At 71.6% G+C, this 14,197-nt stretch carries 11 protein-coding genes and 1 riboswitch; of the genes, 3 read left to right on the forward strand and 8 right to left on the reverse strand.

Annotation, left to right across the window (positions count from 1 at the left end; genetic code table 11):
- Positions 1 to 261: 261 nt before the first annotated feature.
- The 8 genes from MXD95_RS10500 to MXD95_RS10535 form a co-directional block, all read right to left on the reverse strand.
- Positions 262 to 1,464, reverse strand: a complete 1,203-nt coding sequence (locus MXD95_RS10500) for an ABC transporter substrate-binding protein (protein ID WP_250640382.1) — start codon at positions 1,462 to 1,464, stop codon at positions 262 to 264.
- 171 nt (positions 1,465 to 1,635) lie between these two features.
- The gene (locus MXD95_RS10505) at positions 1,636 to 2,616 is read right to left on the reverse strand and encodes an ABC transporter permease (protein ID WP_250640383.1); all 981 of its coding nucleotides are present in this window, start codon (positions 2,614 to 2,616) and stop codon (positions 1,636 to 1,638) included.
- A gap of 5 nt (positions 2,617 to 2,621) precedes the next feature.
- Positions 2,622 to 3,464: an ABC transporter ATP-binding protein gene (locus MXD95_RS10510; RefSeq protein WP_250640384.1), complete on the reverse strand. Its 843-nt coding sequence runs from the start codon at positions 3,462 to 3,464 to the stop codon at positions 2,622 to 2,624.
- Complete coding sequence (locus MXD95_RS10515; RefSeq protein WP_250640385.1) at positions 3,461 to 4,867, reverse strand: amidohydrolase family protein; 1,407 nt, start codon at positions 4,865 to 4,867, stop codon at positions 3,461 to 3,463. Before MXD95_RS10515 ends, MXD95_RS10510 begins: the two co-directional genes overlap by 4 nt.
- Before the next feature lie 303 nt (positions 4,868 to 5,170).
- Positions 5,171 to 6,727, reverse strand: a complete 1,557-nt coding sequence (locus tag MXD95_RS10520) for an aminotransferase class V-fold PLP-dependent enzyme (protein ID WP_250640386.1) — start codon at positions 6,725 to 6,727, stop codon at positions 5,171 to 5,173.
- Between the two features lie 27 nt (positions 6,728 to 6,754).
- A riboswitch (SAM riboswitch) is annotated at positions 6,755 to 6,869 on the reverse strand.
- 119 nt (positions 6,870 to 6,988) lie between these two features.
- Entirely contained in the window at positions 6,989 to 7,360 is a 372-nt protein-coding gene (locus MXD95_RS10525; RefSeq protein WP_250640387.1) for a VOC family protein, read from the reverse strand.
- 250 nt (positions 7,361 to 7,610) lie between these two features.
- Positions 7,611 to 7,958, reverse strand: coding sequence for a DUF1634 domain-containing protein (locus tag MXD95_RS10530; protein WP_250640388.1), 348 nt, complete (start codon positions 7,956 to 7,958; stop codon positions 7,611 to 7,613).
- Positions 7,959 to 8,014: 56 nt separating this feature from the next.
- Positions 8,015 to 8,851, reverse strand: coding sequence for a sulfite exporter TauE/SafE family protein (locus MXD95_RS10535; RefSeq protein WP_250640389.1), 837 nt, complete (start codon positions 8,849 to 8,851; stop codon positions 8,015 to 8,017).
- Positions 8,852 to 9,213: 362 nt separating this feature from the next.
- Between MXD95_RS10535 and MXD95_RS10540 the strand changes: the two genes are divergently transcribed.
- The 3 genes from MXD95_RS10540 (at position 9,214) to MXD95_RS10550 (ending at position 14,161) form a co-directional block, all read left to right on the forward strand.
- Positions 9,214 to 9,837 carry a TetR/AcrR family transcriptional regulator gene (locus tag MXD95_RS10540; protein WP_250640390.1) on the forward strand — a complete coding sequence of 208 codons (624 nt, stop codon included), beginning with the start codon at positions 9,214 to 9,216 and terminating at the stop codon, positions 9,835 to 9,837.
- A 463-nt stretch (positions 9,838 to 10,300) separates the two neighbouring features.
- The gene (locus tag MXD95_RS10545; protein ID WP_480024009.1) at positions 10,301 to 11,761 is read left to right on the forward strand and encodes an MFS transporter; all 1,461 of its coding nucleotides are present in this window, start codon (positions 10,301 to 10,303) and stop codon (positions 11,759 to 11,761) included.
- A 195-nt stretch (positions 11,762 to 11,956) separates the two neighbouring features.
- Positions 11,957 to 14,161: a phosphatidylglycerol lysyltransferase domain-containing protein gene (locus MXD95_RS10550; RefSeq protein ID WP_251078145.1), complete on the forward strand. Its 2,205-nt coding sequence runs from the start codon at positions 11,957 to 11,959 to the stop codon at positions 14,159 to 14,161.
- Positions 14,162 to 14,197 lie beyond the last annotated feature (36 nt).

A 14,197-nucleotide genomic window follows, 5' to 3' on the forward strand; every position in this document is an offset into this window, starting at 1 on the left:
CCCCCCCCCCCCCCCCCCCCCCCCCCCCCCCCCCCCCCCCCCCCCCCCCCCCCCCCCCCCCCCCCCCCCCCCCGCCGTCCAGACCGCTCCGCGAGGCCGCGAGGGTCGAGTCCGACATGCTGCTGCTCCGTTTTCCCTGAGGCGGTCCAGGCGATCCAGGCGGTCCAGGAAGCCCCAGACGGTTCCGGGGTAGTTCCGGGGAGTTCCGAGCGGGCCCAGACGGTCCCAGGAAGGTCCGGGCCCACGAAGTCCTGGGCCGGGTTACGAACCGAGCCCGATCTTCGGATCGAGGAAGCTGTCCTTCACCAGGTCCGACGGCTTCAGTCCGGCGAGAATCGGTTTGTTCTGCGCCTGGTAGATCGGGTCGAGGATCTCGATGAGGTGCTGCAGGCGGGCGTCGTCGAAGTCGCCGAGGGTACGGTTCGACCCGTTGCCGACAATGCCGAGGGACTTCATCGTGCTCACCGCGTACGAGGCGACGCCCGCGGAGTACACCCAGCCGTTGTTGTACTTTTCGACGAGATTGAGAATCAGCTTGTTCGCCGCGTCCGGATTCGCCACGAAGTCGACGATCGACTGCTGCATGATCGGGACCAGTTTCGTCAGGCACGGCGTCAGCGCGGCGAGCTTGTCCTTACGCACGCCGATCGCCTGCTGGTAGAAGTTGAAACCGGCGTCGGCGATGAGCTGGTACTTCAGCGGCTTGTCCCAGGAACGGACCTCGTGTGCCCAGGTGTAGGGCTCGGAGGTGGCGAAACCCTGGACCGCGTCGTCGCCCCCGGAAGCGACGAAGTTCGTCGGCGAGCCGTCATAGCTGCCGTCGACCTGGCTCTTCTTCAGGATCCCCGAGCCGGTGAAGTAGTCCATGTACGCCGCGCCCTGGTAGTACAGGACCTTGGTGCCGGTCTTCCCGATGTCGGCGATGGTTTTCCAGTCGGGGTGCTTCTCCGGCGACCACTGGATGATCTGCGGGCTCTTCTCCAGGCCGGCGAGCACCGCCACCGTCGGCTGCGTCTTCGACAGCGCGATCTGTTCGTCCGTGCCGAGATAGCCCAGGGTGATGCCGGTGTCCTTGTAGAGCTGTGAGGTCACGGTCTGGTAGCCGATGGCGGGCCCGCCGGCGCGGATCTCGAGCTTGACTCCGGTGTCCACGCCGCCGTGGGCGACGAGCTCGCTGGTGACCGATTTCGCCCCGCTGTTGATTTTCGGGTCGGGGCCGAGCAGCTGGTACTGGCCGCCGTGCTCGGACTCCGGGTTCCAGTCTGTCTGCAGCACGATCGTCGACGGGCAGCCTGCGGCCTTGAGGTCGTACTGGGCCGGCACGGTGCCTGTGGACGAGCCGGCGGCGCTGGTCGTCGAGCTGTCACTGCCACTGCTGCCGCAGGCGGCGGCCGTCAGGGCGAGTGCGGTGGCGGTCGCCGTCAGTGCGACGAGCCGCGTGGGCCGTCGCCGAGATCTGAACAACGGGTTTCTCCCCGGGATCTCTGATGGGCCCACCGGAACGTCCTGGTCGGGAGCGTCGTCCGGCCGGGCAAAGGGGGCGGATGGGCGGTGCGGAGCACGGTGGGGGCAGACGCCGGCGTCTGGTGACGTGGCGGTGTCGCGGTGTCGCGGTGCCCCGTGGGGCGCGGGCGTTCAGCCGCGGTCGGGCTGGTACCAGCGGCCGACCACACGGCGTGACAGCCAGCCGAAGAACACGAAGACGGCGACGCCGAGCAGGCTCGCGGTGAGCGTGGTCGCCCACAGCCGCTCGCCCTCCAGTCGGGAGGTGAACACCGACAGGTTGGTGCCGAGCCCGGGCTCGCCCTGTTTGAAGTAGAACTCGCCGACGATCGCGCCGATCACCGACAGTCCGGCCGCGTTGCGGAATCCGGTGAACATCGCCGGCAGTGCGGCCGGCAGTTGCAGCTTCCACAGCCGGGTCCACCGGCCGGTGCGGTGCAGGCTGAACAGCTCGTGCATGCCTTGGTCGACCGACTGCAGCCCGAACAGCGTGTTCGACACGATCGGGAAGAACGCGATGATGACGCAGACGATGATCCGGCTGGTGAGCGCGAAGCCGAAGAAGAAGCTCAGCACCGGGGTGAGCGCGAGGACCGGCACTGTCTGGATGACCACCGCCCACGGGTAGAGCGAGCGCTCGATCCATCTCGCCTGGCTCATCGCGATCGCGACGGTCACGCCGAGCGCCATCGCGATCGCGAGCCCGGCGAAGGTGACCTCACAGGTCAGCTTCAGCGCACTCAGCATCGAGGTGACGTTCGACCAGTCCAGGAAGCCGATGCGCACCACCTCGTGTGGCGGCGGCAACATGAACCGCTGCTGGTCGTTGAGCAGCACCTCCGACACCCAGTACCACAGGCCCACGAACACCGCGAACACCGCGGCGGGCAGCAGGAGCAGGCTCACCAGGTTTCCCCGCGGGAGTCCCCGCCGCAGGCGCGTCCGCGAAGCCGCGCCGGACGCGCCGCCAGCGCCGGCGTCGGACGCCGCGGGAGTGCCGGCGACCGAGGACGCAGGAGTGTGGGGCGCCGCGCCGCTGTCACCTGGGGCGCCGTCACCTGCGCCGCCGCCCGTGGCGGGTGCCGCTTCCGGGCCGACCGTGGATGTCGACATGGCGATCACTCGCTCCTCAGCTGGGCCGACACCTGGCCACACAGCGCCGCGAATTCGGGGGAGTAGCGCAGCTCGGGTGCCCGCGGGTAGCCGAACGGCACTGGTACGTCGACCTTCACCCGGCCCGGGCGGCCGCTCATCACCATCACCCGGGTGGACAGGAACACCGCCTCCGCGACCGAATGGGTGATGAACAGGGCGGCGAAGCGGCGCAGGACGAACATCCGCAGCAGCTCGTCGTTCAACCGCTCGCGGGTGATCTCGTCCAGTGCGCCGAAGGGCTCGTCGAACAGGAAGATCGACGGGTCGAGCACCAGTGAACGGGCCAGCGACGCCCGCATCCGCATGCCGCCGGAGAGTTCGTGCGGCAGATACCGCTCGAAGCCGTCGAGGCCGACCAGGCTGATCGCCTCGGCGACCCGACGCCTGCGCTCGGCGGCGTCGAGATGCTCCAGCTCCGCGAGCAGGCCGACGTTGGCGCGCACCGAGCGCCAAGGCAGCAGCGTCGCGTCCTGGAAGACATAGCCGACGCCGCGCGACGCGAGGTCCACGGTGCCGCCGCTCGCCCGGTCCAGCCCGCTGGCGATGCGCAGCAGCGTGCTCTTGCCGCAGCCCGACGGTCCCACGATCGAGACGAACTCGCCGGGATGGACGGTCAGATCGGTGTCGACGAGCGCGACCGTGCCATCGCGGAACTGCTTGCTCACCCCTGCGAAGCGCAGCGCCGGCCTGATGCCGTTCGCCGGCTCGGTGCCGTTCGCTGGCCTGGTGCCGTTCCCTCGGCCCCTGCCGTTCTCCGGGGCAGCACGGTTCGCCGGTTCGTTGAGAGACGTGTCGATGGGCGTCATGAAGCGGCCTCCCACGGTCGCGGTCGCGGTGGCGGGCAGGTGACGGCGGCGGCAGGAACCAGACGGGCATGACCGCGGGGCTCGACGCCGCGGCCGGGTTCGACATCGCCGGGTTCGACATCGCCAGGTTCGATGCCGCCGGGTTCGATGCCGCCGGGTTCGACGAGGACCCGCCGCAGGTGGGTACGGGCGACGATCCGCCCGCCGCGCCACACTGTGCGGGCCACGTCGGCGGCGGCGAGGGCGGACAGGGCGTCGGATCCCGGCAGGGCGACGAGATCCGCGGGACTGCCCGGGGTGAGCGTGACCGGGGGCAGGCCGAGCAGGCGGCGGGGCGCGGCGCTCACGCAGGACAGCGCGTCGCTGGCGTCGAGATGGCCCGCGGTCACCAGCAGCGAGGCGGTTTCGAGGGCGTCTCCCCGACCGACGGGGTTGAACGGGTCGCGCAGGTTGTCACCGCCGGCGGCGACGGTGACTCCGGCGCGGCGCAACGCGGCGATCGCCGTCAGCCCCCGCGGGGTGCCCACCGGATGACCACGGCCCTGCAGATAGAGGTTGGTCTGCGGCAGGGTGACGACGCCGACGCCCGCGGCGGCCACCTGCTCGCTGATCCGGGCCTGCACGTCCAGGGGCTGCATCCCGAGGCTCACGCAGTGGCTCGCCGCCGCGCCGTGCCCGAATCCGGTGCGCATGACCAGCTCGGCGAGGGTGGCCAGCGTCAACAGCCGTGGGTCGAGGGTCTCGTCGGTGTGCAGATCGATCGGGCATCCGGCGTCGCCCGCGGCATCCAGGCAGATCGCGACGGCTCTTTCGGGTTCAGGATCGAGATGCGGGCAGCCGCCGGCGACGTCTGCCCCCTCGGCCAGCGCCCGGCGCAGGTCCCGGCCCGGCTGGCCGGACAGCGGGTTCGACACCAGTGCGACGAGCTGCAGCTCGACCAGGCCGCGCCAGCGTTCCCGCACGTCGATGAGTGCCTCGAGCGCCCGCATTCCAGCCGGGCCGCCGACGTTGACGTGGGTGCGCACATGCGTGGTGCCCAGCGCCAGCCCGATTCGCAACGCCGCCTGTGCCCGCGCGGCGATGTCGGCGACCGTCGCGTGTGGCATCAGCGTCTGGATCGCCGCGATCGCGCCGAGCAGATCGCCGGTGCCGTTGGGGGCCAGCGCGGCGGTCAGTGCCTTGTCCAGATGTGCGTGCGGCTCCACGAACGACGGCAGCAGCACCTGCCCGCGCAGGTCCACGTCCTCGGCCGCGGTGTGGTCGGACGCACCGCCGGGGGACGCGGTCCCGGGTGCGGGACGGGTGATGCTCGGATGCCGGATGACCCGCCGGATGACGCCGTCCGCGATCTCGACGTCGACCACGTCCCCGTCCGCCGTGGTCGCCTCTCGTAGCCAGCTCATGACGTCATGCTCGCAAGGGTGGTGCGCCGGGCAGTCGCACCACGGGTCGTGGCCTGGTCGAACGTGCCATGTTCATCACGCCAACACTGTGTGGCTTGCTCATCGACAAGGGGTTTCGCGTCGATGGAGGTTCTGTAAAACGGCCGCCGGCTCTGTTAACGGTTGCCGGTTTGGAGGCTGTCCACCGACAACGCCGCCGCCGGCGGATCCGCGACGATCACCAGCCGGCGCCCCGACGCCAGCCCACTGCCTGGCGTCGGGGCACCGCCCGGTGACGGGGCGCGGTCCGACCTCGGCGGCCGGTCAGGTACCGCAGGTACTGGCGAGCGCCGCCGACTGGGCGCCGCGAGGTCCGACGAACGGTTCCGCCCACTGCGGGAGGGGACGGTCGTCCACCGCTGGCTGCCATCCGCCGTCGCGCAGGACATAGCGCAGGCGTGGGCCGTCGCGCAGGAAGTCACGCAGGGCAGTCAGGAGCCGGTCGACGTGCGCTGAGGTCGTGCCGACCCCGATGCTCGCCCGCAGGGCACCTCCGGTGGCACCGAGCCGGGCCAGCAACGGATGCGCGCAGAAGCGTCCTGCCCGCACCCCGATCCCGCGCTCCGCCGACAGGTACGCCGAGACCAACCCGGGATCGTGTCCGGTCAGGGAGAACGCCACCACCCCGACGCCCCCCGCGCCGCCGGCGTCATCGGCGCTGCCGGTATCGTCGGCGCCGGTCGGGCCCTCGGACCAGATGCGGTGAACGACGACGCGCTGCGGCCCGAGGGCGCCCGAGCCCGTGGAGTTCAGCGCGCCAAGACCACGCACGAGTCGCTCGCGCAGCGCCGACTCGTGCTGGTTCCACGCGTCGGGAGCAAGCCCCGCGAGCGTGCGGCAGGCGGCGGCGATCGCGGTGGCGCCGGCCAGGTTCGGCGTGCCGGCCTCATGCCGCGCGGCACCGCTGGCCCATTCGACGGTGGCGATGCCCACCTCGCGCACCGCGCCACCGCCGGCCAGGTACGGCGGGGCCGTGTCCAGCCAGTCGGCGCGACCGACCAGCACCCCGGCGCCGAATGGCGCGTATAGCTTGTGCCCGGAGAACGCCAGGTAGTCGATGCCAAGGGCGGCCATGTTGATCGGGCGATGCGGGGCGAGTTGCGCCGCGTCGACGAACAGCCGGGCGCCGGCGTCGCGGGCCATGCGGGCCAGTCGAGCCAGCGGCGGTGTCTCCCCGGTGACGTTCGACGCTCCCGTTACGGCGAGCAGCCGGACCGGCGCGGCGCGCAGCTCGGCGGCAAGGTCGTCGAGGCTCTCAACCAGCGTCCCGCGGACGGCGACGCACCGCGCTCCGGTGCGTCGCCAGGGCAGCAGGTTCGCGTGGTGCTCCAGGTCGAACACCACCACGTCCCCGCGGGCCTGGTCGTCCCCGCGGGCCTGGTCCGCTGTGCTCCCCGCGGTGGAGGCCACGGCGTGAGCGAGCAGGTTCACCGAGTCGGTGGTGTTGCGGGTGAACAGCACGAGGTCATCCGCGCGGGCGCCGACGAACCGGGCGACGTCCCCGCGTGCCCCCTCGTACAGTGAGGTGCAGATCGCCGAGGCGAATCCGGCGCCCCGGTGCACGCTTGCCGAGTAGGGCAGCACCCGGCGGACGTGATCGGCCACGGCGGTGAGGCATGGCGCGCTCGCCGCATAGTCGAGGTTGGCGTACTCCGCCTGGTTGCCGCCGACCAGCGGTATCTGTAGCCCCGCGCCCTCCACGGGCAGCAACGCCGGGACCGGGGAGCCGTCGGAGGAAGAGGGCGTCCCAGCGCCGGACGGGCTCGGGCCGCCGCCCACCCTGGCGGACCGGAAGGGCACGGCAGAACTCAAGGAGGTCATCGATGCTCCCAGGAGGACCCGTGGACGGGTCGGCACTTGCCGTCGGCTGGTTGCCGCGGCCCTGTCGTCACCCGGGGCACCCCGCTGCGGAAGGAGGGTTGCCGGCCAGCTAGCCGGGGCTTGAACGCTGGCACTCAGGACATTGACCGGAACCTTAGCAAAGCCCGTCTATCCTTGCCGCCTTTGTCGGCCGGCCGAGTCGACATGGCCAACCCGGACGAGTTCCCGGGGTTCCGGGACACCGACGGTTGCGGTGCGCGGTTACGGCTGGGTGAGGATCTCCAGGAAATGTCCGGCCGGGTCGAGGAAGTACACCCCGCGGCCCCCGTTGCGGTGATTGATCTCGCCGGGATGTTCCTGGCTCGGATCGGCCCAGTAGGTCCGCCCGGTCGCCCGGATCCTGGTGAAGGCCGCGTCGAACTCCTCCTCGGAGAGATGGAAGGCATAGTGCTGCGGGGCGAACGACCCGGACTGGTCGGTCGCGAAGTCGAGGGTGACGCCGTTCGCCAGGGGCACCGGAAGAAACGGCCCGACCTCGGCGCCCACGGCCAGCCCCAGGATGTCCGCGACGAACTCGGCGGATACCCGCCGGTTTGGCGCATGGACGATGGTGTGGTGCAGTGCGACAGCCACGATGAACACCTCCGAATCGGCGTTCCGACGCGCAGCTCGGCCCGGAAGGATCGCGGGAACGGGCCTGCTGACCGGACCCGCGAGGTCTGCCCTGATCCTCCAGGTGAACCCACTGCAGACGGGTGATGGGCGCGCGACGGTGTGCATTTACCGTACTCGCCGGGCGTCCAGGCCGACACTGCCCGCGCGTGCCGCGCTCGGACGAAGGCTGAGCCTCGCCTGCCGCCTGCCGCCTGCCGCCTGCCGCCCGTCAGCCGGAGGCGCCGAGACCCCCCGCGAGGGCGAGCAGCGCCAGGACGAGCGCGGCCACCCCTGCCAGCCACGGCCGTCGCCCGCGCAGCCAGCACCATCCGGCCGCGGCGACGCCGGCAGCCGGCGTCGCCGCCAGCACGACCATGCCCAGCAGTGTGACCGCGTCCGCCCGGCCATGCCGCAGACCCGCCGCCATATCGGACAGGCGCAGCGCCGCCGCCGACCCCAGGAGGTCTCCCTGGGATCCGTCGGTCCAGGCCGCGCTGTCCTGGCTGAACGCGGCGACAAGCCCGACGACGACGAGAATCACCCCCGCCATGCCGCCGAGTCGCAACACCAGTGCCACCGGACGCGCTCCCGTCTCCCCGACGTCCCCATCCTCACGGGGGGAGGACCGGGGGATCACGCCAGGCCCCGCAACAGCATCTGGACACTGATCACAAGGAGCACCACCAGGAAGATGGCCCGCAGGGTGCCGGTGGGCACCACGGCGAGCAGACGGGAACCGAGCCGCGCCCCGAGGACCGTGCCGATGGCCACCGCACCGGCCAGGGTCGGCACCACGTCCCCCCGTTGCAGGTAGACGACGGCGCTCGCCGCGCCGGTCACCCCGATCATGAGGTTGCTCGTGGCGGTGGACACCTTCAGGGGAAGGCGCATCGCGAGGTCCATCGCGGGGACCTTCATCGCGCCCGAGCCGATCCCGAGCAGGCCGCTGACAGTGCCCGCGGCGGTCATCATCGTCAGCCCGGTCGCCGTCCTGGTGACCTGGTAGGCCCGGCGCCGACCGCCGTCGGTGACGCTGCCATGCAGCATGAGGATGTCGGCAAGCCGGTCCCCCGGAACCGGGGCGGTGGCACCGGACCGGTCCTGCCGGTTGCGCAGCATCTGCGCCGCGCTGAACGCGAGCACGATGCCGAACACGGTGAAAAGGACGTGCGTGCCCAGATGGCCGGCGATCAGCGCCCCGGCCACCGCGCCGACGACGGTCGCGACCTCGAGGGTCACCGCGACCCGCAGGTTCGCGAAGCCTTCGTCCAGGTACCGGGGGGAGGCGGCGGCACTGCCGGCGACCACGGAGATCAGCGAGGCGCCGATCGCGAGCCGCACGTCCAGCCCGAAGGCGAGGGTCAGGATGGGCACGATGAACGTCCCGCCGCCCAGTCCCAGCAGGCTGCCCAGGGCGCCGGACGCAACACACACGGCCGTGATGACGGTGATCTCCGCCAACGGGCTCATCGGTTCCACCCCCTTCTCCCGCGCACACTCTCTTTACGTCTGCTACAGAGCATATCTGTTTCAGATCTATGGGGCGAGCGATATGGCTGACTGTTCACCAGGGTGTCGGGTGCCGGTCGGGTGGGTCTGGTGGGCTCGATGGGGCCCCCTCGCGTGCTCGTCGCGGTCCGCCGCCCGCCGACCGCCGCGGATGAGGCGCGAGGATGGGTGGTGGTATGGCGCAGGTCACGGGATGTGAGGACACCATCTTTCCGGTACAGTCCGGTACTGTTTCGTTTGGCGCTTCGCGGTCCCTGACCTGACTGTGTGACGTGAGGCCGCTGTGCTGTCGAGGGATGTTCGGGTGACGGAGGGAGGGCGCGGTGTCGCCTCCGGAGGGTTCGGGGCGAGGCCGTCCCCGGGACGACTCGCGGGAGCAGGCGATCCTCGACGCCGCGTTGGAGCTGCTCGTCGAGGTCGGCTACGAGCGCATGAGCATGGTGGCGGTCGCCAATCGCGCCCGCGCCAGCAAGGCGACGATCTACCGGCGCTGGACCTGCAAGGATGCAATGGTCGTGGAAGCGCTGCGTCGGCGGTCGCCGGCCGCTCATGTTCCCGCCGACACCGGCAGTCTGCGGGACGACCTGCTGGCCGAGGTCCGGCTCATGGTCTGCACCGCCGACGGCCCGGGTGGCGCGTTGCTCATGGGAGTGCTGCGAGCGGCCTCCGAGTCGCCGCGCCTGGCCGAGGTGATCCAGGAAAGCATGGTGCGGCACAAGTCCGCGCTGTGCGGCTGCACGCTGCAGCGTGCGGCAGACCGAGGTGAGGTGCCCGCCGGTCTGAACCCGGTGCCGTTGGTCGAGGCGATGCTGTCGATGATTCTCACTCGCCAGATGCTCGGTGGTGGGCTACTCGACGAGGCGTTCGTCGTCCACGTCGTCGATGACGTCGCGATGCCGCTCATCGTGGGCATGGCGCGCCGCTGCGCCATGGAATCGAACATCTGAGCTAGTATTATCCCGAACGTCTGATCGAGATCTGGTCGCGCGGCAGAGGGTGGGCGGCGCGCCTGCCGTGTCACACCGGTGCGCGGCGTTCCGTCTCTGTCTGGCGCGTCCCGACCGACCGCAGTCTCCCGCGTCCCGTTGTCCGTTTCTCGCCGTCTGACCCTGTGTGTCCTTAATATTCATATTTCTGCTGGTTTGGGGTCCCGGAGTCTCGGGTCCGTGTGCCTGGGGATCCGTGCGCCCGGGGGTCCGTCACCTGAGATGGGCCTGCCGGCCACCGGACGCCTCGGTCCCGCGGGCCGGCCGCCACCAGGACCCCGTTCTCCTGGGTTCGGTTCTCCCGACGTTCCAGCCTGCCCGAACTCCGGTCCCAGCTCCCACCACCTGATCTCCGCCTACCCGAACCTGCGGCTTGGAGCCCACCGTGACCGATACCCTCGCTTCCCGGACCGAGCGCGATCCGGTGAACCAGAGTGACGAAGGCCCCGATCCACGGCGCTGGCTGGCGCTGTGGATCATCGCCGTCGCGCAGCTCATGGTCGTGCTGGACGCGTCCATCGTGACCATCGCCCTGCCGCACGCGCAGGGCGCGCTGCACATCTCCGATGCCAACCGGCAGTGGATGGTGACCGCCTACACCCTCGCCTTCGGCGGTCTGCTGCTGCTCGGCGGCCGCATCGCCGACTACCTCGGGCGCAAGCGTGCCTTCATCTGGGGCCTGATCGGCTTCGCGCTGGCGTCGGCGCTCGGCGGCCTCGCGCCCAACGCGGGCCTGCTGTTCGGCGCCCGCGCACTCCAGGGAGCATTCGCCGCCCTGCTGGCGCCCGCCACCCTGTCCCTGATCACCGTCACGTTCACCGAGAGCAAGGAGCGGGCGCGCGCGTTCGGCGTGTACGGCGCGATCTCCGGCGGCGGTGCGGCGATCGGGCTCATCATCGGTGGTCTGCTCACCGAGTACGCGTCCTGGCGGTGGTGCCTGCTGGTGAACGTGCCGATCGCGCTGGTCACCGCGCTCGCGGCGGCGCCAGTGGTGCGCGAGAGCCGTGCCGAGGGGGCGCCCAGCTACGACCTGCCCGGCGCGCTGACCGTGACCGGCGGACTGGTCGCCCTGGTGTACGGCTTCACGGTGGCCGCCGATGACGGGTGGGCCGACGCGCGCACCCTCGGGTTGCTGGCCGGGTCCGTGGTGCTGCTCGTGGCGTTCGTCGTGATCGAGGCGCGCACCGCGGCGCCGCTGCTGCCGCTGCGGGTGGCCTGGGAACGTAACCGGGGTGGCTCGTTCCTCGCCTCGTTGTTCACCGGTGCCGGGCTGTTCGCGATGTTCCTGTTCCTCACCTACTACTTCCAGCAGACGCTGGGCTACAGCGCGCTCAAGACGGGGCTTGCGTTCCTGCCGTTCAGCGGGGGGATCATCGTCTCCGCGGGTCTGGCCAGCCAGCTGCTGCCCCGGGTCGGTCCGCGGATCCTGGCTGGCGGGGGCGCGACCCTCGCGGCCGTCGGCATGGCGCTGCTGCTGGGGATCGGCCTGGACACCGGCTTCGCCTCGCACGTGCTGCCGTCCGAGCTCCTGATCAGCTTCGGGATGGGCTTCGCCTTCGTGCCCCTGTCGAGCGTGGCGCTCGTCGGCGTCAACCCGCACGACGCGGGCGTGGCCAGCGCCCTGGTCAACACCACCCAGCAGGTCGGTGGCTCGCTGGGCACCGCGCTACTCAACACGGTGTTCACGACGGCGGTCTCGGGCTACCTGGCTGACCACGGCCACTCGTCGCACGCCGTGGCCCAGTCCCAGATCGAGGGGTACACGACGGCGTTCACCTGGTCCGCCGTCATGATCGGGATCGCCGCGGTGGTGACCATCGTGCTCGTCAACGCCGGACGCGACACGGCGGCGGCCCCCGAAGGAGCGCCGGTCCACGCCGGCTGAGCCGGCGCGGGGGCGCGGGCAGGCCCGGTGCCAAGGCCGTACCGCGTGGACTGGGGTGAACCGGGCGGCGTGGTAGCAGTCCGACACCGGCGGCCACCTCCTTCGGGGTGGTTTCGGCCGCGGCCAGAACGCAGGGGAATATCGTCTGGCGGACCCTGTGCTGACCCGGTCACCTGTCGGGGGGACGATGCCTGCATGAGTACGTCCAGCGGGGGCGCGCGCGTCGCGGACGCCGGTGGCCCGACCGGACCCCGGAGCGCGGGGGCCAAGGCGGCCGCCGGCCGAGGAGCCTCCCTCCCACGTAAGGTCCGTTCCCGCGTGGGCGCCGCGCGCGGTCCGCGCGACGGCCCGGGAACCCCCCGGACCGGCCGTGCCCGCCCGGACGACGCGGGCACGGGTCCGCTCGCGGCGTTCACCCGGGACACCGGGCCCGCGGTGGGCGCGCCGTCCCGACCCGCCGGCCCGGGCCGCCCGGCGCCCGGCGGTGCGGCGGTGGGGCCGCGGAAAGGAACGAAGGACGCGGGCGGCCCGTCCACCCCGCACCCGGGTGACCGGTCCGCGGGTGACCAGTCCACCCAGGATCGGCGCGGGGCGAACAGGGACGCCGAGCAGAAGCGGTCGGACGGACCCGGGCGGCGGCGTGGAAACCCGGCGCTGCCCGCCTGGGGGCGTCCCTGGGTGCCGCGGGTCGCGGCACTGCTGACCTTCCTCGTGGGGCTGCTGGACGTCGTCTCAGCGCTCACCCCCGAGTGGCGCACCCGTCTCGCCGACCTGCGGGCACTGCTGCCCGCGGCGGCCTCTCGCCAGGCGGCGGCGTTCACCGTCGTCGTCGGCCTGCTGCTCATCCTGCTCGCGGCCGGGCTGCGTCGGCGCAAGCGGCGGGCGTGGCGAGCGGTGGTGACCCTGCTCGGCCTGGGGGTCGTGCTGCACTTCGCCAAGGGTCTTGACTATGACGAGGCCGCGGTGTCGGCGGCGCTGCTAGGCGGGCTGGTGCTCGCCCGCGGCGAGTTCCGGGCCAAGGGCGACCCGTCGACCCGCTGGCGGGCGCTCGGCGTCGGCCTGCTGCTCACCGCGCTGTCGATCGGCTGCGGTTTCCTGCTGTTCCACCTGCGCGAGCACCGCATCGTCGGGCCGCACTCCTGGCCGGCGCAGCTCGAGCAGATCATGCTGGGCCTGGTCGGCATCCCCGGACCGCTGCACTTCGGTTCCGACCGGTTCGCCGACCTGGCGACCAGGGTGCTGCTCACCCTCGGCGTGCTGACCATCGGGACCACCGGCTACCTGGCGCTGCGTCCGCCGTGCCCGATGCCAAGACTCACCGAGGACGACCAGGCCCGGGTACGCGCCCTGCTCGAGCGGTACGGCAGCGCGGACTCACTGGGATACTTCGTCCTGCGCTCGGACAAGTCGGTGATCTGGTCGGCGTCAGGCAAGGCGTGTGTGGCCTACCGGGTGGTCAACGGCGTCATGCTCGCCAGCGGCGACCCGCTCGGCGACCGGGAGGCCTGGCCCGGTGCGATCCGGGAGTTCCTGCGCGAGGCCGCCGACCACGCCTGGACCCCTGCCGTCATCGGCTGTTCCGAGCCCGGTGGCATGGCGTGGACCCGCGCTGGGCTCAGCGCGCTGGAGTTCGGCGACGAGGCCGTCGTCGACACCGGGACCTTCTCCCTGGAAGGCCGGTCGATGCGCAATGTCCGCCAGGCCGTCAATCGGGTGGAACGTGCCGGCTACACCGTGTGCGCCCGCCGTGTGCGCGACGTCGACCCCGCCGACATCGCCGCGGTGAAGGCACAGGCCAGGGCCTGGCGCGGAGCACAGACCGAGCGTGGGTTCTCCATGGCACTCGGCCGGCTCGGTGACCCCGCCGACGCCGACTGCGTCCTCGTGCTCGCCTACGATGGCGCCGAGGGCGAGCCGCGGCGGCTGCGGGCGTTACTGCACTTCGTCCCGTGGGGGCAGGAGGGGCTCTCCCTCGACGCGATGGTGCGCGACCGGGAGGCGGACAACGGTCTCAACGAGTTCCTCATCGTCAGCACGCTGCGCCAGGCTGGCGAGCTCGGGATACGCCGGGTGTCGCTGAACTTCGCGTTCTTCCGCTCCGCGCTCGAACGCGGGGAGCGGCTCGGCGCGGGCCCGGTGATCCGTGGCTGGCGGGGTCTGCTGATGTTCCTGTCGCGATGGTTCCAGATCGATAGTCTGTACCGGTTCAACGCCAAGTTCGCCCCCCAGTGGGCGCCGCGGTTCGTCTGTTACCCGGCGACCGCGGAGCTGCCGCGGATCGCGCTCGCGATGCTCGAGGCCGAGGCCTTCCTGGTCTGGCCCCAGTGGCGGCTGCGGCTCACCCGTCCGGTCGGTCGGCTCGCCGGGTCCGTCCGCCGGACCCGCGTCGGGTCCGGGTGATCGCCGCCGGGCGCAACCGCTGACACGCGAGGCCTG

Origin of the sequence: Frankia sp. AiPa1, assembly GCF_023243075.1 — a bacterium.
Taxonomy (GTDB): Bacteria; Actinomycetota; Actinomycetes; order Frankiales; family Frankiaceae; genus Frankia.